This window comes from Pseudoalteromonas piscicida (assembly GCF_002744175.1).
Classification (GTDB): Bacteria; Pseudomonadota; Gammaproteobacteria; order Enterobacterales; family Alteromonadaceae; genus Pseudoalteromonas; species Pseudoalteromonas piscicida_B.
Genome location: NZ_NKHF01000077.1, coordinates 43,022 through 62,957 on the forward strand (window position 1 = coordinate 43,022; position 19,936 = coordinate 62,957).

The 19,936-nt window shown below is 40.9% G+C and carries 17 protein-coding genes; 9 read left to right on the top strand and 8 right to left on the bottom strand.

What is annotated here, in order from left to right:
* Positions 1-11 precede the first annotated feature (11 nt).
* Positions 12-2,003, top strand: a complete 1,992-nt coding sequence (locus CEX98_RS16600) for a hypothetical protein (RefSeq protein WP_099643141.1) — start codon at positions 12-14, stop codon at positions 2,001-2,003.
* 400 nt (positions 2,004-2,403) lie between these two features.
* Positions 2,404-3,513 (top strand): site-specific DNA-methyltransferase, encoded by a 1,110-nt coding sequence (locus CEX98_RS16605; RefSeq protein WP_099643142.1) that lies wholly within the window; start codon positions 2,404-2,406, stop codon positions 3,511-3,513.
* A gap of 53 nt (positions 3,514-3,566) precedes the next feature.
* On the opposite strand, the gene CEX98_RS16610 is transcribed toward CEX98_RS16605, so the two are convergent.
* From CEX98_RS16610 to CEX98_RS16625, 4 genes are read right to left on the bottom strand one after another with little or no spacing between them, the layout of a single operon-like run.
* Entirely contained in the window at positions 3,567-4,811 is a 1,245-nt protein-coding gene (locus tag CEX98_RS16610; protein ID WP_099643143.1) for a 5-methylcytosine restriction system specificity protein McrC, read from the bottom strand.
* Between the two features lie 2 nt (positions 4,812-4,813).
* Positions 4,814-5,998 (bottom strand): AAA family ATPase, encoded by a 1,185-nt coding sequence (locus CEX98_RS16615; protein WP_099643144.1) that lies wholly within the window; start codon positions 5,996-5,998, stop codon positions 4,814-4,816.
* Entirely contained in the window at positions 5,995-6,543 is a 549-nt protein-coding gene (locus CEX98_RS16620) for a hypothetical protein (RefSeq protein WP_099643145.1), read from the bottom strand. Before CEX98_RS16620 ends, CEX98_RS16615 begins: the two co-directional genes overlap by 4 nt.
* Positions 6,544-7,575: a DNA adenine methylase gene (locus CEX98_RS16625; protein ID WP_099643146.1), complete on the bottom strand. Its 1,032-nt coding sequence runs from the start codon at positions 7,573-7,575 to the stop codon at positions 6,544-6,546.
* 406 nt (positions 7,576-7,981) lie between these two features.
* Between CEX98_RS16625 and CEX98_RS16630 the strand changes: the two genes are divergently transcribed.
* The 4 genes from CEX98_RS16630 to CEX98_RS16645 all read left to right on the top strand — a co-directional run bounded on the left by CEX98_RS16630 (position 7,982) and on the right by CEX98_RS16645 (position 11,458).
* Positions 7,982-8,533, top strand: coding sequence for a recombinase family protein (locus CEX98_RS16630; protein ID WP_099643147.1), 552 nt, complete (start codon positions 7,982-7,984; stop codon positions 8,531-8,533).
* An 81-nt stretch (positions 8,534-8,614) separates the two neighbouring features.
* Positions 8,615-9,595, top strand: a complete 981-nt coding sequence (locus tag CEX98_RS16635) for a hypothetical protein (protein ID WP_099643148.1) — start codon at positions 8,615-8,617, stop codon at positions 9,593-9,595.
* Positions 9,596-9,864: 269 nt separating this feature from the next.
* Complete coding sequence (locus tag CEX98_RS16640; RefSeq protein WP_143484352.1) at positions 9,865-10,320, top strand: hypothetical protein; 456 nt, start codon at positions 9,865-9,867, stop codon at positions 10,318-10,320.
* Between the two features lie 25 nt (positions 10,321-10,345).
* On the top strand, positions 10,346-11,458 hold the full coding sequence (locus CEX98_RS16645) for a hypothetical protein (protein ID WP_099643150.1): 1,113 nt from the start codon (positions 10,346-10,348) through the stop codon (positions 11,456-11,458).
* Positions 11,459-11,529: 71 nt separating this feature from the next.
* Here CEX98_RS16645 and CEX98_RS16650 read toward each other — a convergent pair whose 3' ends face one another.
* A complete protein-coding gene (locus tag CEX98_RS16650) occupies positions 11,530-12,990 on the bottom strand; it encodes a hypothetical protein (protein ID WP_099643151.1) in 1,461 nt (486 codons plus the stop codon).
* A gap of 149 nt (positions 12,991-13,139) precedes the next feature.
* Between CEX98_RS16650 and CEX98_RS16655 the strand changes: the two genes are divergently transcribed.
* From CEX98_RS16655 to CEX98_RS16665, 3 genes are all read left to right on the top strand, one after another.
* Positions 13,140-13,400, top strand: a complete 261-nt coding sequence (locus CEX98_RS16655; protein ID WP_099643152.1) for a helix-turn-helix domain-containing protein — start codon at positions 13,140-13,142, stop codon at positions 13,398-13,400.
* Positions 13,401-13,540: 140 nt separating this feature from the next.
* Entirely contained in the window at positions 13,541-15,577 is a 2,037-nt protein-coding gene (locus CEX98_RS16660; protein WP_099643153.1) for an AAA family ATPase, read from the top strand.
* Positions 15,578-15,600: 23 nt separating this feature from the next.
* A complete protein-coding gene (locus tag CEX98_RS16665) occupies positions 15,601-16,038 on the top strand; it encodes a DUF6641 family protein (RefSeq protein WP_099643154.1) in 438 nt (145 codons plus the stop codon).
* Positions 16,039-16,106: 68 nt separating this feature from the next.
* On the opposite strand, the gene CEX98_RS16670 is transcribed toward CEX98_RS16665, so the two are convergent.
* The 3 genes from CEX98_RS16670 to CEX98_RS16680 all read right to left on the bottom strand — a co-directional run bounded on the left by CEX98_RS16670 (position 16,107) and on the right by CEX98_RS16680 (position 19,832).
* Positions 16,107-17,009: a GIY-YIG nuclease family protein gene (locus tag CEX98_RS16670; RefSeq protein WP_099643155.1), complete on the bottom strand. Its 903-nt coding sequence runs from the start codon at positions 17,007-17,009 to the stop codon at positions 16,107-16,109.
* 91 nt (positions 17,010-17,100) lie between these two features.
* A complete protein-coding gene (locus tag CEX98_RS16675; protein WP_099643156.1) occupies positions 17,101-18,015 on the bottom strand; it encodes a restriction endonuclease in 915 nt (304 codons plus the stop codon).
* A gap of 41 nt (positions 18,016-18,056) precedes the next feature.
* The gene (locus CEX98_RS16680) at positions 18,057-19,832 is read right to left on the bottom strand and encodes a site-specific integrase (RefSeq protein WP_099643157.1); all 1,776 of its coding nucleotides are present in this window, start codon (positions 19,830-19,832) and stop codon (positions 18,057-18,059) included.
* Between the last annotated feature and the right edge of the window lie 104 nt (positions 19,833-19,936).

Consider the following 19,936-nt stretch of genomic DNA (forward strand, 5'->3'; position numbering starts at 1 on the left):
GGAGTGAACTTATGAAAAATTGGATTATCGGTGCGCTCTCCTATTGCATATTCCTATCGACAGCACTTGCAGACGCTTCCATGCGCATTGAAGTCGAGGTTTATAATGGTCCACTGAGTAAGAGTATTGAAGTACAAAAGGCTGAACTCATTGGTACAGTCAATATTACTGCTCATGTCCTCGCCAACCTAACTCGGGCAATACATGTTAGCGAGTGCCGGCTTGGTTGCTTTGGCTCAAAGAAGAAAAAGTCACAAGATGAAGAAGAAGAAGGTTCACAAGGTGAAGCAGGAGAAGGTTCGCAAGGTGAAGCAGGAGAAGGTTCACAAGGTGAAGCAGGAGAAGGTTCACAAGGTGAAGTAGGAGAAGGTTCACAAGGTAAAACGGAAGAAGGTGGCTCATACCTCCTTTCTCAGTGCTCCTCTGAAGTAAATAGCAATCTTACTTTGCTAGATCAGTCACTCAGCGAAATTAAGGAACACTTAAATCATGTCGATATGAACATTGTATTTCCTAAACAAATTAAAAGGTTATATCCTGAAATATTTCCGATAAAGGACTACACAACTCTCTCTCTAGGGAAGAAATCTTGGCGCCAAGAGATGGTTTCAATCCCGACCAATAATGATGATGCACTCCATCACGTTTGCCCGCAACTTGCTGATGTTAAATTCAATGTACTGAATGTACTGAACTATATTGCTCAATCACGAGTAGCTGATTGTAGAGCTATACTACTTGACGATGAATCAGGAGATGGCAATTTAACACCCGATTCATTAACCTGCCTCTCACAAATTGCAAATGTAGGGAAACTAATGACAGAAGGCGCAGAGCATTGGGCTACAACTCAAGTCGCCATATTACCCAACAATAAACGTACTCGTATAGCGATTGCTCGAACAGCGGTTACTGTAGCTGAGCTAGGGAATGAGCTAATCGCCCGCGCCGATGCAATTATCAAACAAGAAAAAGGCGTAGATTTTGCCGAATTGCTTCCAACAAGCGTATTTTTGCGCGACTCCGAAGGCACGGACTATCTCAATATGTTTGAATGGCTAGATGCCACACCCAGAACGACAAAAACTTGGCCGATTCAAAGTAGAACAAGAATGATTGAGCGGCTTATTAATGACAACAACTGGTCAAAAATAAATACTGCATTTGCCCAAGGGGACGGAAAGACAAGTATGGTGTTTGTTAAAGACCGTATTGGCAACTGGAACTTAAAAAATTACGACAATAACCCGACTGAAATGCTACAAGCCTATAAAACCATCGGCACTAACCTGTTTACCAGTGCAGCAAAGCTTGCAACTAAAGTGACTACTGGCAGTGACGTAATTCAAAACCTTGCAAATGTTCAACAGGTGACACAACAAGGGGAAAACATGCTCTTTGCCGCTAACGATAGTCACAGCGATGATGTGGCTGAGAAAATGGAAAGTAGGACCAAAGCGCGGATCAACAATACTTATAACGCTTATGTTGAGCGAATGGCAATCGCCAAAAACAATATAATGCAAATCACTGAAGAATTAGAGTCTAAAGAACAAGCTCTACTCAGTTCTGCTAATAATATCAAAGACATTATTAGCAAACAAAAAGAGATGGAAAATGAAGTTAATCAAAACGAATTTACCTTACAGCTTGCTCAGCAAAAGTTAGATAAGTTCCTCTCGAAATATCCAGACGGAAATATTCCTTCCCATGATATAAAAAGAGCACATTCAGACCTAGAAGCAGAAGTAGACAGCCATGAAGGCAGATTAGCAAGGAGTAAAGATGCTCTTGAATCATATAACACCAAACATAAAGACCAACTTGCTAAACAAGATGCACTGGCAAACGAGGTATCGCGATTAAAAATCAAACTGGAAAATGAGAAAACGACTTTCGATGCTTTACCCAATGAAGCGCTTTTAGTGATTGAAGAAATTTTGGATAGCCATGGTGCTAACTTAAAAGCACTACAACATAGTATTGCAGAATCAGACAGTTAGCAGAAGCACTCAACATATTGCTTTGCAAAGGTCCTGTTAGACAGTAAAAATAGTACAATCGGCAATCACCCAGCACTTGCTCTTGGTGTAGTCGATGGTAATACAGAAGCTTGGTTTTAGTAACCACTTGAATTTATCAAGTGGTTACTAAGGAATGAGGTGAGTCAGCCTATAAGTTAACTGAACCGCCCTATCACACTACTGAGTTATTGAAAATCAGATGGATTCATGTCGTTTACAAGAACCTCTGCCAGAAACCCCATAAGCTTTAGGTTCTCAAGTGAATCTTTAAAGTAATACCAGCCATAATCAGTGGAATCCAAGGAAACTCATTTATATTCAAAAAAAATTGGATTAGAATCTACTGATTAAAAAAACAGTATATGCGGTAAATATAAATATGACGTCCTTGTTAGAGTTAGCGAATCAACAAAAATCTGTTCTAGCTTTAGGTGATGCAGATAACTACCTTGAAGACCTTTGTAAGTTGGACGTTAAGCCAAAGTTGGTGTTAATTGACCCTCCTTACAATAGAAAAACTAAGTTCCACCATTACAACGATCATACATGCAGCATAGAGTGGAGTGAAACATTAGAACGACACTGCCGCTCTCTTCACCAGAGCCTTGATGATTCGGGTAGCCTTTGGATGCATATTGATGACTCTGAAATGATTTCAGCAAGGCTCATGTTGGACAAACTTTTTGGCAAAAATAATTTCATCGCCAGTGTCATTTGGCAGAAAAGTGTAAGTCGAGACAATAGAACTACTATATCTACTACACACGAGTATATTCTGGTTTATGCAAAAAATAAAAGCATCTGGAAATCTGTTCGCTCCAAGTTACCTGCAACCGAAGAGCAAACATCAAGATATAAAAATAAGGATAACGACCCAAGAGGCCCATGGACTTCAGGCGATTTAACGGCTAAAGCCGGACCAGGCAGGCGTGCTGAGCAGTTTTACGAAATAACCCTCCCTTCGGGAAGGGTTGTCAGTCCGAGTAAAGGGACTGCGTGGCGTTTCACCCGAGAAAGATTTAACGAGCTAGTTGCAGACAATAGGATATACTTTGGTCAAGGCAATTCAATGCCTAGACTAAAGCGCTTCTTATCGGAAACCGATCCAGGTTTAGTACCCGACACTTGGTGGTCAGGAGCCGACGTTGGGACAGCTGACACTGCCAAAAAACATCTTAAATCTCTCTTCCCAGATTTGACTCCTTTTGAAACACCAAAACCAGAAGAATTAGCATCTAGGATAATTCACATCGCAACTAATGAGGGTGACTTAGTAGTCGATATTTATGGAGGCTCCGGTACTACAGCCGCAGTTAGTCACAAAATGGGCCGGAAGTGGATTTCAACTGAGAGGGAGCCTAGAACATTTTACGAGTTCACAAAACCGAGAATTGAAATGGTAATTAATGGGGCCGATAACGGAGGTATAACGAAATCTGTTGGTTGGCTAGGGGGAGGCTCTTTTTCAACTGTAGAAAAGAGCCTTTAGTTATTCCTAATTGGCTAGGCTCATATGAGTTTAATTGGGTGAACAGATCGCAACTAAGAGCTAGAAAGGATACTTTCAATCCAATGCTTCAGCTCTCTTTTTAAACTGAATAGAGAGCTTGAGGAACTAAATGCATTAATTCCAATTTTGACTGCATATACCCTACCGGGCTTTTGGTTGCTCGCAACAGTAAACTCATCAATCAAAAGCTCCCCACCGGATGCAGGGTAAATTAAAGCAGCACAATCCAGGCCAACTAGCGCAGCTCCAGCCATGATCTGATAGAAGTCTTCAGGTGAAGGTCTTCCTTTGTAATTCTTATATTTTGCATCTCCCAAGAATACAATTCTCTCACTATTCTTAAATAATAGGTCAGGTATTGTTATGAGTTTTTGCCCATTATCACCAGAAGCAAGAGTTAAGTGTTGTTTTACTACTCTTAGACCACAACTAAGCAAAGTTTCCTTAAATAATCTGAATATCGCTCGTTCAAACAATGCATCAGAGTCCCACAAAAAGCCTGGCACATTAGCAAAATCTTGAGAGAAGTTAACAGTTAGGTCATCAAGTAATAACTCTGAAATTTCTACCGCAGGCTTTAGGTGTGAGTAGTTGTTCAACCTCTGTGCTGCAACTTTTCTCAGAGGCTTAACATCTGAAACGTGACTTAGCTCCTCAGACCAATGCATTAACCTTTTTCTAAGTTCATTAGATTCAACATTGGCCTCAAGTTGTGCTCCAGCCCACTTCAAAAGCTGGTTAATATCATTGTCATTGGAAAGTTCATCTGTAATTAAGTGCAGCTCGCCAGTCACCGGCAGGAAAGTATCGTAGCGCTCGGGATTAAGATAACCAACCAAATTACCCCCTACCACTTCTACTTCCTTGTATGAAATCGCATAGCCTATTTCGTTGACTCCTTGAACTGAAGAGAGAAATAATTCAGCTAATAGATCTACAATGCCGTCCTGTCTACTTAACCCTATTCGGGTATGTTCGAATAAATTAAAACCCTTTCCATATGAAAGAAACCTCCACATAGATACTTTCCATGAATCAGAATCAGACTCGGCAATATATTTGGGAATAATTTCTAGATGAAGATCTCCAACACTTATGAAACCCGCAACCCCCCTAGCTGTAACTAAGTAAGAGTTATTACCATTGCCCGAGATAGAAAGTGGGCTATACTTGAGCCTGAGCTTTTTTCTCCAAGAAGATGATGCTAAACGAAGTGATTCAACCTCTTTCTCAGTAAGCTGAATTGAAATAGGAGCTCCATATTCGACAAGCGTCATACTTATATAGCCAACTCAAGTAAAACGCTCTTTGCTTCCTCTGACTTCAAACTAGCTAAAGGCTTACATACTATAGGTGCCGTATAGTCAGAGTGAATATTTGGGTTTAATGTAGTTCTGTAGTTAAAAGCTGCTTTGACTACTTCTGACTCTTCTATTTTCAGTATCGCAGAGAGGACGCTCTGCGCTCTGACCAACCTATTTTTAAGAAGCGGTAATAACTTATTATCCCAAGAATCAATTAAATCCAACCATCCTTGCTCTGACTCGCGAGATATATTCCAAAACACTGAGTGACCTATTTCAAAGTCACTACCTAGCTCATTTGCTATGAACCAGTTAACTTTATCAAGTATCAATATTGCAGCATGAGCAGCGGTCAATTCATCTAATGAACTTCGCCCGTTACGGATTTCGTCCATTAGCTTTACTAAATCATCTAGTTGAAAACCAAGCTGTTTAGCCAACAATTCTACGTCGGGCTTTATCTCTATTTGATGGAATCGCCTTAACATCGCAGCATCTAATGGCATAGCAGCCTTATCAACCGAGTTCATTGTTGCTATCAAATATACATTTTCTGGGAACTTCCAATCCTCAGAAACCGTAACGAACTGCCCGCTCTTCAATGATTTAATCGGCTCTGAAACTCCACCCGCATACTCGATACCAGCCAAATTGATACTAATAGCATCTTCATTTGGCTTGTCGTCCAATGTTTCCCTGTATTGGGAGTCTAAAAACGTAATAAACTCCCCAAACACTTTACTAACATTGGCTCTGTTTATTTCATCGATAATAATTACAGAGTCTTTAGCTGGGTCATGTTGTTTAGCAATTATAATGTTATCCATAAGCTTTCCAAAATAGGGTTCTAACACCATACCTTGGTCGGCTGGTTTTGGCCTTTTACCTAGAATAAAGTCCTGATAGCTGTAGTTTTGGTGGAATGTAACCCAATCCACTTCCGCGTTATTTATTTCTTGAACATCACTATCACTTGCAACAGAACCAAATAAACTTTCAGAGTCCCCTAATTCGAGAGTCGGGGATGTGGAAGAATCTTGCTTAAAGCTTTTAACAATTTGAGAAAGAATATGAGTTTTACCTGTGCCCGGAGGACCATAAAGCAAGATATTTTTGTGCTTCTTCAATAAACTGATTATTTCCTTAGCATCTATACTCATGAACCAGAGCTCCAATATCCACCTTTACTCTCACCCCACAATAAGTCAGAAAAAGGCTGAGAGGCATCAGACTTAGTCGGTGGCTGACCCTTTGTAAAACCAACAAATACCTTACTACTTTCCAATCTCGCTAGGAATAGGTGCACACACCCATATTCTTCTAACACTCTTTGAGCATCTTCAATACTTGCAAAAGGCTCAAGAGTCGGAAAACCTCTTTTCGGCAGCCATGCCGATAGGCGAGTATTTCTATGTCTATTCTGTTTAGACGTCCTCATCCTACCCATTGATTTAGACCTGAACTCCAATACTTCTGGTTCTGATTCGGGACTTTTAATATCATACACCTCTAGGCTATGTACCATACCATTTTCAGGATAGTCTTTTCTTATGAAGGTGAGTAAATCTGTTACTAACCCTTTTGGAATCTGAATATAGAGTTGTCCATTTCCACTTTTAGGGTTATCCCCTTCAACCCTCTCAATATTTCTAAAATCACTGGGATTAAGTCTAAGCGACCATAGTTCCCTTATCTTATTGCTCACCTATTTCTCCAATATGTAAAGCCTTTCTTCAACCATTCCAGATTTTACTTTACTGTTACTTCTGTATCGTTCTAAAGGCATGCTTTCTACAGAAACTTTACCAAAATCCCCTAAAATATCAATTAAGTCATCGTGTTGTATCTGTCCATCCTCACTATAACTAATGAATACATTCGGTGCAGCTATATTACTGATAACATCATAGAATGCTTTCTTTACATTTCGCTTATAACAAAAGTCAGATGCTTGCTTTTGCCAATCCCTCAACCCCCCTTCACCTTGAGGTACGGGCTCATCCTCTTGTGCTAGGGTTTCTGGTATATGATAATTTCCAGCGTATTGTCTCTTCGTATATGGTGGATCAAGGTAAACGGCATCAGCTTTAACTATTTTAGAAGTTTCCTCTACAGGGCCATGAATGACTTCATGTTCAACATCGTACTGATTTGATGAAGAGGGCTGTAAAGTAATATCGGCAAGACTAGATTTACAGTAGTTAGCTTTGTAGTAACCAAATGTTCCTGCAATATTGGCTACTTTATTTGACGCTAAAATTAGGTCATGCAGAAGAAGGTCACATATATCTTGATCTACGCCTTGGCTCCGCCAGTTTCTTAACTGCTCGCGAATCGCGTCGATCTTCATGGCGTTACCTGATGTAAAGTACTTCCGTGGCTTAGCTCCATTCTCTGGAACACCAGCATCACTATATTCTTTCCAGAAAAAACCTTGTACTGGCTTTAAGTCATTCAATATACGGATCGAATTAACATAAGAGCCCAACTCATTATTACTGGGTTTATCGAAAACATCATCATCTAAGCAACTAAGCCGTGCCTTAGCATGAAGAACAGGAAATAACAGTTGATCACCCGCAATAACTTTATATCCTGAAGTTGCAAATCTTTCAGACATGGTAGCTGTTCCACACATCAAGTCTGCGATGACATCCCCCGGCTTTAGGTTTTTAGAGACAATTTCAACTATCCAATCTGCTATACGGGACTTATTCCCCAAATACCTATACGACATCTACTTCCCAATAATCCAGCTAAAATTTCTACTTAACAAATTCTAAATTGGGTAATACTAACTCAGATTACCTTCTGGATAGAAGGATAATTTGCCTTAGTGATTTTCAACTGGCTACTGGCCTGCGATAGAGTAGCTTCTGGTATTCACTTAAATTCAGGGTGTTCGTTATGAGTACACTCGAAAATCACGGCTTCAGCTAATCCGCTAGCAGTCAGCGCATTATCATTTTCAGTTTTTAAAAATGGATAGTGAAATGCTACTGGTTAGCTCACCAGTGTTCATTTTAAGTGTACTCAAAATAGCCGTTCAGTTTCTCGCCTAAGACCGTCTGTTTTAAGCCCTGTTGGAATCTATAGCAGCCAGATAGTATTAACGTTATAGACTTAAAACAGACACTTCTACTATGACTAAACAAATCGGATACATTCGCGTTAGCTCAGTTGATCAGAACACAGCTCGACAATTAAGCGACGTTAAACTTCATAAGACCTTCGTTGATAAGTGCAGTGGTAAAGATACTAGCAGGCCAGCCCTAAAGCAGTTAATTGAATATGCTCGAGAGGGGGATGTTGTTCACTGCCATGACATAAGCCGCATGGCACGTAATACCGAAGACCTTCTTCGGCTAGTCCGCCTATTCACCGAGCAAGGTATTAGTTTGAAGTTCTATAAGGAACACCTTGATTTTGCAGGCACCAATAACCCAACCCAAGAATTGATGCTGACACTTCTTGGCGCAATCTACCAATTCGAGCGATCTATGATACTTGAGCGCCAGCGTGAAGGAATAGCTATTGCTAAAGCTAATGGTAAGTACAAAGGTAAGGGCATCAACAAGGAACTGCACGAGCGCATCAGACAGATGCACTCTGAAGGCATGAATAAAATGCAGATAGCAAAAACCCTAGGCTGTGCTAGGGCCACTGTTTATAAAGCCTTGTCTATCACGGAATAGTCAATTTAATTACTTTGCCTTGTTTTATATTTCAAGGTTAAGTAAAACTGTTAGTTATGAACCACTATTAAAGAAATGTACATGCTGATACAGCTTGAAAATGTCCTAGAAAAGAACAAGATTGACTTAACCCCTCTCATTCTCAGTCAAATCTCGGAAGAACCTCATTTTTACGTTTATCTTGACGACACCAATGGCACTTGGGTTAACGGTGACGAAATAATAGGCTCTGGCAAAGTGACTGGTTATTTAATGTTAACCTTATCAGATATAGTACTACTAGCTCATAAAAATAAAGAATTCAACCTCAGTGTCAGCTCGTTAGAATTTAACCTTTCATGTATAAAGGAGTCGCCTTATTGCCATTACTACTTTAGAGGGGGTGAGTTAGAGGAATCTCAACTTGCAAGCTTTACTAAATCACCAAGCCTTTCTAACAGTGAGTTTCACTTTACTAAAAGTGGATACCTTCGACCTTGTCTTGGTTTAATTGATGGTGAAGATAATACAACTCTAACAGTATTAAAGCCTGAATCTAAATCAACACAAGACGATTTGGACTTTATCGACCCCATAAGTGATTCAAATACTGGTGAAAGTGAAATTGATGATTTGGCTACACACTCTATTTCGAGTAAGCAAATAATCAAAGACATTAGGTTCTTTTCCGACTTAACATTTCAATTAAACACACCTGCATCGTTCAAAGTTTCAGATATTCTCGTGCCCGATAAAATTCATAGGATTCCACCCAAGCTTGACGGCACAAATAGAAGTGAGAAACAAATTTTCAAACTTAATAGGCTTGTTGTTAACCTAGTTTTTGTACTTCTGGAAATTGCTCGAACTGACTCAAGGTATACCACCAAAGCCTTTAAGCCTTCATTCTCAGACGATGGCAAGATCAATATGGATAAGCTTTCTTCTCTCATAATTGAAATCCAAGAAAGTGCAAATCGAGACACCTCAAAAATGCAAAAGGATACCACTAAAGATCTAATCAAAGCAGCCATAAACGCGATAGAAGATGACTATCCCCTGAATACATATCGATTGAAATAATCTCACCATTTTGGAAATCCATTTTCTCTTTTGGATTTCCAACCATTCAAAACCTAAGACTTATAGACTTTACCTTAAATCAAACGAGGTAAAGTAACATGACTTTAAAACAGCACAATCAACAAGCCAGTAAAACCAAACTAGCAGCTCGATTTGAACTAGTTAAGCATGCTAACAGTGACTCCTTATTAGCTTATACGGACATTAAGTGCTCTAACTGGAAAGAGCAACTTGGGTATAAAAGCTACGAGGAGTGCGTTAGAGATAACATGGGAGAAGATTTAGGTACATCGCAAATATATAAAAAAGCAAAAGCAGGAGCTACGCAGTATTGGCTTGAAGGGCGAAGCTTCGTTGGAAAGCTGAGCATCACAGCTACCGAAGAACTCAACAAGCTTAAAAGCGATAAACACAAGCTACTTGTATGGAAAAAAGCCAGTGAAATCAGCAACTCACCTTCATCCACTCTTATTAAAGAAATAGCATCCGAGCTTTTTCCCAACTTAAAGAAAAAACCCTGTTCAGACACTGCTAAATCAATGGAGCAAGCTAATGAAGAGCAAATAGCAGTAACTGTTCAGAAAATCAAAACTCTCTTCCTAAAACTAGAAGGAAGCATGCAGGAATTATTACTAGAAGACCTGTTTGAAAGCTATGAGCAGCAGCTTGAAGATGAGTCTAATAGTGATATTAATCAGATAGATACCTCCAATTCAGACAATTAAACTTTACATCAATAGGATATATACAATGTCAGTAAAAAAACTTAAATCAACCACACTAGAAGTCGTACAAGATACAACTAAGCCAGATTTAATAAAACAACACGGTTCAAACAGTGCCAATGATAGTGATAGCCCGCTACTACCCAAGTTTACTGATGCTAAGGCTATCACAGACAGGTTATGTATAAATCTACCTGTGAGTGATGAGCATCTTCAAAAGAATGTTATGCATAAGGCTAAATCCTTGAAAAAGTTAATTGAAGAATATTCAGAGTTGAACCCAGTCACAATGAGTGCGGCTGCTTTCAATGCCAACTACAGCATGGTCATGAAGCTTAGCCTATGTACAGTTCTAAGCAGTGGAAGCGAAGCCAAATCCACACTTGCTATTTCTTTAAACCCTATCAGCAATCGACCATTCATACGGTTTGACTTAAAAGGTCGTGTCACTGGCTACTCTCTGTGTGTTCTTCGCGTAATTGCAGAGTTTTTACTTGGTGCCGATAATTATTTAGATGAGGTGAAAAATGCCACTGTATCGACCGTAGATATGGCCGTTGACTTTGAAGGCGTCACTCCGGAACAGTGCGTATTTGATAATGTTCGCGCTCAAAAAGGTAAAATGTACTTTGGCCGAAGTGGTAACACAGAAACCATATATATTGGCGATAACAAGAAGTCCAGCCATACTGTTATTTATTCAAAAAATGCTAAGGCCACTCATTTCAAAAAGCCAAATACTGTAAATGAAGTCATGCGAGTTGAGTTTAGATACAAGTTGAAAGCACAGCCACTTAAGAAATTGCATAAAGTGAAAGATCGGCCAATTAAATTTAGTATTTACGATGTAAATGCGATGATTGAAAGCGAGTACTTCACAGATGATTTTATAGATGCCATTACTGGTATAGGTCTAGTGCCTGTTCTTCAGCGTAGAAAACAAGAAGAAAGTGACTCTATCAAAGAAATGATGCGCCCCTTTAAACTACATTGGTTTGCAACTGGTGAAATATTTAAAGGTTGGCGTAATAAACTAAAAGGCCATGTTAAGTTTCTCGTACACGAGAAAGTATGCGAATCCCCTCAGTATCCCCGAGCGACTGAGTTGTTAAATACTATATTGAAGCTGTCCAAATAGCCAATAATGTTATCAATTATAAACTTTTAAATACGATCTTAAGGGGCTAAGATCGGCTAGCCCCTTCTACATCACTCAGCGATCAACCTAACACCATGCGATGAGCCGCAGCTTTTAATATTCTGAGCTAAGCCAATGATTTTACTCATACCATCTTGATTAGCAGGATTATTAGGCTCTGCTGTATCTACGATTACATATTGTTGAGTACCGTAGGCGGTTACAAAGCTGAGCCTCAACACATACTGCGTATCTATGTTGAACAAACCTTTTTCACCAAACGATATATCGATAGCTTTACCATTTTTAGCGACTTCATGCCCACCAAAGTGGCTTGAAAGACAATGTACAACTGCATATGTGCTGTCTATCGGGTTGCCGTACTGCCCGAATGAGAACATAGCATCAGGATAACCAAGGTCTTGAAGGCTTTGGGCTGCTTCGCTTGATTGTGCCGCTATTGCATATTGCCTGACCTTTTCTTGCTCACGCTCTCGAGCCTGCATGATCTGGCGGTTATTTTCTTCTTCAGCTTGTTGAATCGATTCATGTGCAGCAAGGAACTTAGCTTTAGTCGATTGAGCCTCAGTCAAAACATCTTTAACTTGGCTGATGTTTTCTGCTGGCAGCCCTCTGTTCTCAAGCATCTCGCCACTTCTGATCAAGGCTTCAAGAATCGACTCTAGTTCAAACTCATTTGGGATCTGTGAACGCCATTCGGGCGATTGGAATAAGCGCTGGAGATCTAGTTGACCAGTGGCGTGCTGCTCAACGAAAGGCTTAATATTTTGATTTAGCCTTGCCGCATATTTGTTGAATATAGCTAAATAAGGTTCATAACGAGCATCCCGTAAGTAACTATCAAATTGCTGAGATACATTTGATACTTGAGTAAGCACCTCTTTATCACTGTAAGTAAGCAGTTCCTTCATATCGGCATTGCCAGACTGTGCTAACGAGGTTACGCCTTTTACCCACTCTGATAAGTTTGATATGTGGCCTTTAATGCCCTTGATAGCATTGTCATCTAACGCTTCAGGCAGTTTACCACCAAGGCCTGAAGCCGCTATAGAAGAGATCCGGTCACGCTCTATAGGTAACTTTTTATTACTAAAGCCGTCACCACTATATTCAATACCATGTGACTTTAAAGCTTGTTCTAGCTCGCTCATCAACTTGCCGCCCTTTCCTTTATACTTATCAGCAACTTGTCGGGCTTGAAGGTTGCCTTCAATCTCGGCTTTCACGGTCTCAAAATAAGCTTGTTGCTTAACTAGCTTTTGCGTTTTGAAACCATCTTGACCATGCTTTTTAGTATATTCAGATAAGCACTCTTGAAACCTTTTCTCAATTTCACCAACAAGTTCGGTCGACCAGCTACCAAATGGGCTTCTAAGCCTATCAGGCTGGTAAGCTTTTGGGTCAAGGTAAGAGCTTTTCTCTAGGTGGCTACAGCTAATTGTTGTGGCTTGGGCACTCAATGCAGTGGTGGATAAAGTAACTAGGGCAATGGCTTTCCATTTGGCGTTCATATTAGGTTCCCTCAATGGAATTAATAATCGGTTGTATTAACTAAGGAATACTTAGCTTCAGCAAATACTAAGTACTCCTTAGTAAAAAAGTCAATGGAAAAACTAAGAATCTCTTAGATGAATTATTGAAGTTCAAAGAGATACTACACATGTCTAAGAGCCCATTTGCCAAACGGCTTAAGGAAGCAAGAACGAAAGCAAAGTACACCCAAGAAAAGCTCGGTATCGAAGCGGGAATTGATGAAGGTTCAGCAAGCGCCCGAATGAACCAGTACGAAAAAGGCGTTCATGCCCCTGACTTTGGAATGGTAAAAAGCTTAGCAACCGTGCTTAAAGTACCCACCGCCTACTTTTTCTGTGAAGAAGACGACCTTGCCGAGATCATCTCGAATTACCAGCCCAACGACTAGTCGTTTCGGTGCCTAAGTTCGGCCAAGGCTCACCCTAAAACCGCTTAAGCCTTCCTGATACCTTGGATTAAAAGAAACAGGGTATCAACTATGTTAATCATACACTTACAGCAATATTGCCTTCAGCTGATGGAGGCAGTATGACTCGAACATACAACAAGCTACTGCCCTCAAATATGTATCAGTCGTACGCCACAGGCTATACATATCGGGCAATGACCTCAGGCTTTATCGATTCCACTGATTTAATGGCGGTCAAAGGTGCCACCATTAAAAGTATCTGTGGCACTTCCTTTAAGTTCACGGGGCAAAATGAAGACTTCGACAACCTAATCCACCACCTACACCAAAGGTTATCTGTGACCAAAGGCTGCGACCTAGGTCATAACTGCCGTGTATTTGAACATGGCTTACAGCTGCCCGCCAACAGCTGGAAAGTGATTAAACTCATGGTGGTGCTTAAGGTAAACGGTGGCCTTTATGAGTGGATACACTGCTGTCTGCCTTCGGACATTCATATCAACTCGATGTTTTCTCATATGGTCGGTATCACTGAAGAGGCGCTAATTAATATCAACCTCGCCTTGGTGGAAACTGGCCTTGTGCAGGGTTCACAATACCTTCAGCTAGACCAATCAGGTATCCCTAATGCCTTGGTGGAAAAGTTAGTGGGTGAAAAGGTTACCAGTTATACCGAGCTAATTGAACCATTAGTACAGATGCAACCACCATCCACCTTAAAGTTAAGTGACTTTAAGCACCTTGAATTGGAGGACTTATTTGCCTTCCTTGATGTGGCATTAAATCACTCCATCCAAGGCTGTAACGTGCTTTTGTGGGGCGAGCCTGGCACAGGCAAGACTCAACTAAGTCGCTTTTTGGCTGATACCTTAGGCGCTTCGCTTATTGCCATTAAAGCCTTTGGCTCTGATGTCCACCAGCAGGAGGTGGATTATGACCAAGAGAGATTAAGTTCAAACCTTAGGCTTCAACACCACCATTTGGTACAGCGAATAGTTAGCCATGACGAGAAGTCTTTGCTTATGTTGGACGAGGCCGAGGATATTTTAGTCCAACAGGTGTTTAACCACCGCGCCTCAGGTGGCAAAGATAACCTACATGCCACACTTGAAGCCAACACCGTACCGTGTATTTGGGTGGTTAATTCGGTAGAAGACATTCCAGCCAGCGTCCTAAGGCGGTTCAATTTCGTTAAACACATTTTCGTACCAGACAACCGTGTTATGGAAGGCATTATCGCCAATACCACCAAAGGTTTAAGATTGAGCAAACCATTTAAGGCGCAGCTCGCCACCAAGGATAATATTACCCCAGCCAATATCGCCAATGCCGCCTTCGTGTGCCATACCATAGGCCACCAAGGTAAACAGGCAGAAGCCTTAGTGGATAACCTAATTACCGAAGTCCACCAAGCCTGTGGCTTTAATACCAATACCGCCAGCTACAAACCACCAATGGCGTTTTCACTCGATAACCTAAACATCAAAGGTGGCAATAAAGCCTTGGTGGAAATTAAGCGAGCCATGAAAAAACATAGTGGTATACGCGCCCTATTCACGGGGCCAAGTGGCACGGGGAAATCTGCGCTAGCCAACCACCTAGCCCAAATATCCAACCAAGAGCTAATCACCGTCCGTTGCAGTGATGTACTTGATAAGTATGTGGGTGGCTCAGAAAAGAACATCGCTAGCATTTTTGCCAAGGCCACAGAGCAGCAGGCGGTACTTTTTATTGATGAGGTGGATAGCCTATTGGCTGATAGGTCTGGGGCTTCTCAAAACTTTGAAATACAGCAAGTTAACGAGCTACTGACTCAAATCGACTGTTTCGAGTTCCCTCTTTTTGCAGCTACTAACTTTGATAAACATCTTGATCGCGCTGTAATGCGTCGCTTTGACTTTAAATTAGCATTTGAACATCTTACATCAGAACAGCTAAAACGGCTCTTCAAAACAGCCTGTGGACGCTCTCAGATAACAGATTATCAGCTTCAGAAGCTAGAAAATCTTAAAAACATCACTGTGGGTGATTTTGCGATTATCAAACGCAGACAGCAATTTTCGACGACTAAGCTATCCGCCCAAGACTGCTTAAACATTCTCATTACTGAATCCAATCACAAGCAAACCACAAGGCCCATCGGCTTTGTAAAGTAACCACAAACCAAAAGGTAAATACCATGACTAAATCAATATTGAGTACGCTCAAGGCCGTTTCACGCCCAGAGAAAAGCACCACACCTGAGGCCAAGCGCCGTGAAAAGCTAATCAACCGCCTCCAAATCCAACTGGAAATGGCAACCGCTATGGTTAACGGTGAGTCCTACACCTGTTACAAAGAAAAGTGGCAGAAGAACGAAGAAACAGGCCAACAGGAGAAGGTTAAAGTCGCCAAGAAGGTAAGCCCTTGGTTTTACGCCAAAGGCGGCAAGTATTACTTGGAGGTCCGATACGCTAACAAACCATTGGAGCTGTCCAAAGGCAATCACGCCATTGAAGTTGGTGATAAGGAACACCTACCTACAATAATCCAAACCGTGATCAATGCCACCGCCAATGGTGAACTGGATAAGGCTATTGAAATAGTAACCAGCAGCCTGCCAATCAATAAATCCTAATCCTATTCGCCGTGCCAAGGTCGCTCAATGACCTTGGCAAATTTAGAATTACCTTACTTAGTCTTCTCTCAATCACTGGTGTCATTTAGTTCACTTACTAACCTTTCTTCAAGAGCTTTCAACATTTCCCCATTATTTGTTTTCCAGCTTTGAGGACCACTTCGACTATTACCTGCGACTAGGGATGCGGCATAAGAGGAAGAGCTTATAAGTTTATCTTTCATCAATATATAACAGTCCTCTCTCTCTTCAAGAGCACCATCTTCAATCATTTTTTCTTTAATTAACTTGCTTTTACCAGGCATACTAGTTGAGGATTTTTTAGAAATCTGAGAACCAGCTAACAATAAGAAACCATCATCTGTTAACTTCCCACTTGCCGTTAGCTTATGTACAGTAAAATAAAAAATATAATTCACTAACGTCTCTTGCTCTGTAGTTGGCAAGCTCGATGGTGATTTGATTGAAACTGGTTCTAGAATTTTATGACTTAAACTGCCCAATATCAGTCTTATATTATCTATAAACTCTTCCATAGCCGCAGTATCTGCCCTTGGGAGAATTGAACGTGTTGGCGTGTTGCTATTTTCTAACTGATATCGATCGGCACATTTAGAAACCTCAACCAGCCTTGATTCAAGGTATTTAATATGGCCTTTTGTTAAATTTTCGTCTTTGCTCGTGAAAATAATGACTTCATTCCAGAACTCTTTTTTCCTATCATGGTCAGCCAATCTTTTGAAAACATCCTCAGATTCACCAATATATGCCACATTACTATCAGAGTTGCTGCTCTCAAATAGAAAGTAAACACCGGGTCTTTTACTCTCATCCCATTTTGCCAACTCTGAAAACCTACTTCTTGGACAGGCTAAAGCTTGGCCAGTCCAGTTCGCAATTTCAACATGCCTTAAGCCTGTTGGGCTCCCATCAGCCAGAAAAATCCTAATGCTCCTTCCAAATTTCGACATTTTTTCTCCTATATCGACGTAAACCTTAAAAGCAAAAGTTTTAAGATCGTCTGATTGTCATTATGCGATAAACCAAATGAAAATAACTAAATTAAGATCTCTTTGCTAGAAGCCAATTAACCAACCCTGTACTTATTACCAAATCCGCTATTCTGGAGGTATCCCAAATGGATACTCTTGGATCCACTAGCTTCAACTTATTAATATCGCCGGAATATGTATGAAAGACGAAATACATTTCATGATACTGAGGGTGCGTCGTGAAGGTTTCAAAGTACTTTTGAATTTGATTAGCTGTCGTTATAGATTTTACTTGAACAAAAGCCCGCTTCTGAGTTACTGGTGAAAATAAGTCTAAATCTATATTTTTCTCGGCTTTACCTAATACTGAAATCCTCTGCCATCCAGATTGAGAAAAGATTAAGTCTATTAGTAGTTCAAAATCATGCCACCAAAGCCCTTTAATAAGTTCCTCAGTACTCGATTTCAATGCTGCCAATGCAGCCTGTGCCACTTGAATTTCAGGTTGAACTTCACCATTAATTTTTCTTAGCAGATAATCTGAAAGTTCAACTCCACAAATAGTTCCTCTATATCCCTGAACCTTTGTGACTCTTCCATCAATATTTTCGATAAATAGAGGGTTACCTCTCTTATCCTCACAACTCCATGCTCCTATAACCTCTCTGATTCGGCTACCATGGCGTTCAACTTCTTTGACTTCCTCATTAGCATGGCACCAATACATCTTACGCTTATAAAAAGTAATCCATATGTCTTTATCCGAAAGTTCATAAAAATCACGAATCTGATTTAAGTCTCTTTTAGCAGCCCCCGAATTACCGTTCCTGTGTGTTAGCCAATAGTTGTAAACGGAGTCCCAATCTCCACTCAATGAGTCATGATGGTGTGGGCTTTCGTACCCAAGTTTTAAAGTTTGATATTTTTCTATACACTCGGTTTCCCACTTGCCACCATCACCTAACTTTATATAACGTATTTTCATAAACGTCCTTGATCCATATTTAGCTCTAGGTCACTACATTTTTAACTTAGAGCCTCAACTTTGAAAGAATCCACCACCTCAACTAAGTTTTTAATACTCGTTGCCTTGTGGGTATAGTTGCTAGTGATACCAAACGAGCTAATCTCATGCCCTACCACCTGTTGAAGGTTGTTCACTGGCACGCCATCATTCATCAACTTGGTGATAAAGGTATGACGGAAGCTATGGAATGATCGCTTATGGCCTAATTCGTTAAAGGTCGGCACGCCAATGGATTCCATTAGCCTAGGCACCCAACCTGTTACACGTACTGACTTATCTAACTCTTCAAATAACCATTGGTCACATGTGGCCACATACTCAATAAAGCCGCTCGCTACCAAGGTCTTGTGTATTGGTATCTTGCGTTTGGCATTGTCCGTTTTTAACTTTTGATCCTTATGCTCGTCGGTGATGAGTATGTAATGCCGCTGGGTTTCCTCATCATATCGAATATCCGACTTCCTTAATTGAGACAGCTCACCAAGGCGTGCCCCTGTGTATATGCCAAGTTGAATAATCCACTTCTTCCAAGGCTTGTGTTGCTCCTTGGCGGCATTTAAGAACTGTTTTAGCTCTGTATCCGAGAAAGCACCTCGGGTATTGGTAGTAAAGTCGCGCTTGATAGAGCAAGGTGACACACTAATCAGGTCCACTGTGTCTTTCTTCGCATACGCGAATACCGACTGTGTCCATTTGTAATACCCTTGGACCGACTTAGGTGAAATCAAATCATCCTCGGGCACTTCACACTCCACCCGTTCTTGCCAGCTCATTTTGTTGTAAGGCGCGATATTCATACGGGGTAATTCAAAGCATTTGTCGATAAATCGCCCTATATCCTTAGGCTTATACTGCTCGATTGGTCGATCTTCCATTACAAGTCGCCATATCGTATAGACTCTTTCATAATCCTTCTGGATTTTCTCAGTCAGTTTTTCCTTTTTAATTTTGAATTCAAGGAATTCGGCATAAACCTCCGAAAACAGAGGACCTGTAGGCTCTTCTTTCCCCTCAGGAGCAGCTGCCTTAGGCTCAGGGGATTTGGCTAATAAGCCTTGGACTTCTCGCTCTCCTAGGAAGTCTTCGTTAAAGATGGACGCCAATAACTCCCCCCTAACAGCATTACTGGCCTTGAGCTTACTCAATAGGACTCGGTAAGGAAGGCTATTTGGCTCAATGGAAAAGCCGTGTTCGGCGAGCAGTTCATTGGCCTGTTGGGGTAGACCTTCTTCATCGGTAGTATCTTCCTCCATCCTTGAGAACACCTTCACCACCGAAGCCATTGACTCTAGGAAAGACCACCTCTCACCTTCAGGCAAACCTTTAATAATCTCAGCAAATCGATTTACCCGCTCTTCATTAGAATCAGTATCCGCCATGTGGATAAACAACTCTTTGAATCTGCTATCCAGCTCCAGTATCGATTTATCACCCAAGGCATTAACAGCATGGCCACCATCGCTAAAGCCCTGCTCTAGCTTGGCTATCAATGGATCTATATCGGCTATGGTTAACTGCTTTTGCATGGCATTTTTTATCTGGTTTAGCTGTTGGCTTATTAAGCTAGTGTCTAACGTCCTTGAATGAATGACAAGCCCCTTTAGCTTTGAAATTAGTGGCTTGAGTCGTTCCATCAATACCAAGGCCACCTCTAGTTTGTGTGTCCTAAGGCACAGCCTTACTTCCCTCACTCCAAGGCGCTTAGGTATTTTAATCCTAAGGTAGTACGTGGCCTTACGGCGATATAAATATTGGCAACCAACTACGGCTTGCATATTCACCTCACTAACCAATGCAGATCAAAGCACCGTGTACCAAAGCCATGTACCACAGAAATTGTGCTTTTGAACTTTAAAATCAAACTGTTAGTGAAAAGTGT

Coding starts and splice junctions, on each gene's coding strand:
- CEX98_RS16645 (WP_099643150.1), top strand. CDS start 10,346: ATGTCAGTAAAAAAACTTAAATCAACCACACTAGAAGTCGTACAAGAT.
- CEX98_RS16670 (WP_099643155.1), bottom strand. CDS start 17,009: ATGTCGAAATTTGGAAGGAGCATTAGGATTTTTCTGGCTGATGGGAGC.
- CEX98_RS16610 (WP_099643143.1), bottom strand. CDS start 4,811: ATGACGCTTGTCGAATATGGAGCTCCTATTTCAATTCAGCTTACTGAG.
- CEX98_RS16635 (WP_099643148.1), top strand. CDS start 8,615: ATGCTGATACAGCTTGAAAATGTCCTAGAAAAGAACAAGATTGACTTA.
- CEX98_RS16660 (WP_099643153.1), top strand. CDS start 13,541: ATGACTCGAACATACAACAAGCTACTGCCCTCAAATATGTATCAGTCG.
- CEX98_RS16680 (WP_099643157.1), bottom strand. CDS start 19,832: ATGCAAGCCGTAGTTGGTTGCCAATATTTATATCGCCGTAAGGCCACG.
- CEX98_RS16615 (WP_099643144.1), bottom strand. CDS start 5,998: ATGAGTATAGATGCTAAGGAAATAATCAGTTTATTGAAGAAGCACAAA.
- CEX98_RS16640 (WP_143484352.1), top strand. CDS start 9,865: ATGGGAGAAGATTTAGGTACATCGCAAATATATAAAAAAGCAAAAGCA.
- CEX98_RS16630 (WP_099643147.1), top strand. CDS start 7,982: ATGACTAAACAAATCGGATACATTCGCGTTAGCTCAGTTGATCAGAAC.
- CEX98_RS16675 (WP_099643156.1), bottom strand. CDS start 18,015: ATGAAAATACGTTATATAAAGTTAGGTGATGGTGGCAAGTGGGAAACC.
- CEX98_RS16655 (WP_099643152.1), top strand. CDS start 13,140: ATGTCTAAGAGCCCATTTGCCAAACGGCTTAAGGAAGCAAGAACGAAA.
- CEX98_RS16605 (WP_099643142.1), top strand. CDS start 2,404: ATGACGTCCTTGTTAGAGTTAGCGAATCAACAAAAATCTGTTCTAGCT.
- CEX98_RS16625 (WP_099643146.1), bottom strand. CDS start 7,575: ATGTCGTATAGGTATTTGGGGAATAAGTCCCGTATAGCAGATTGGATA.
- CEX98_RS16665 (WP_099643154.1), top strand. CDS start 15,601: ATGACTAAATCAATATTGAGTACGCTCAAGGCCGTTTCACGCCCAGAG.
- CEX98_RS16650 (WP_099643151.1), bottom strand. CDS start 12,990: ATGAACGCCAAATGGAAAGCCATTGCCCTAGTTACTTTATCCACCACT.
- CEX98_RS16600 (WP_099643141.1), top strand. CDS start 12: ATGAAAAATTGGATTATCGGTGCGCTCTCCTATTGCATATTCCTATCG.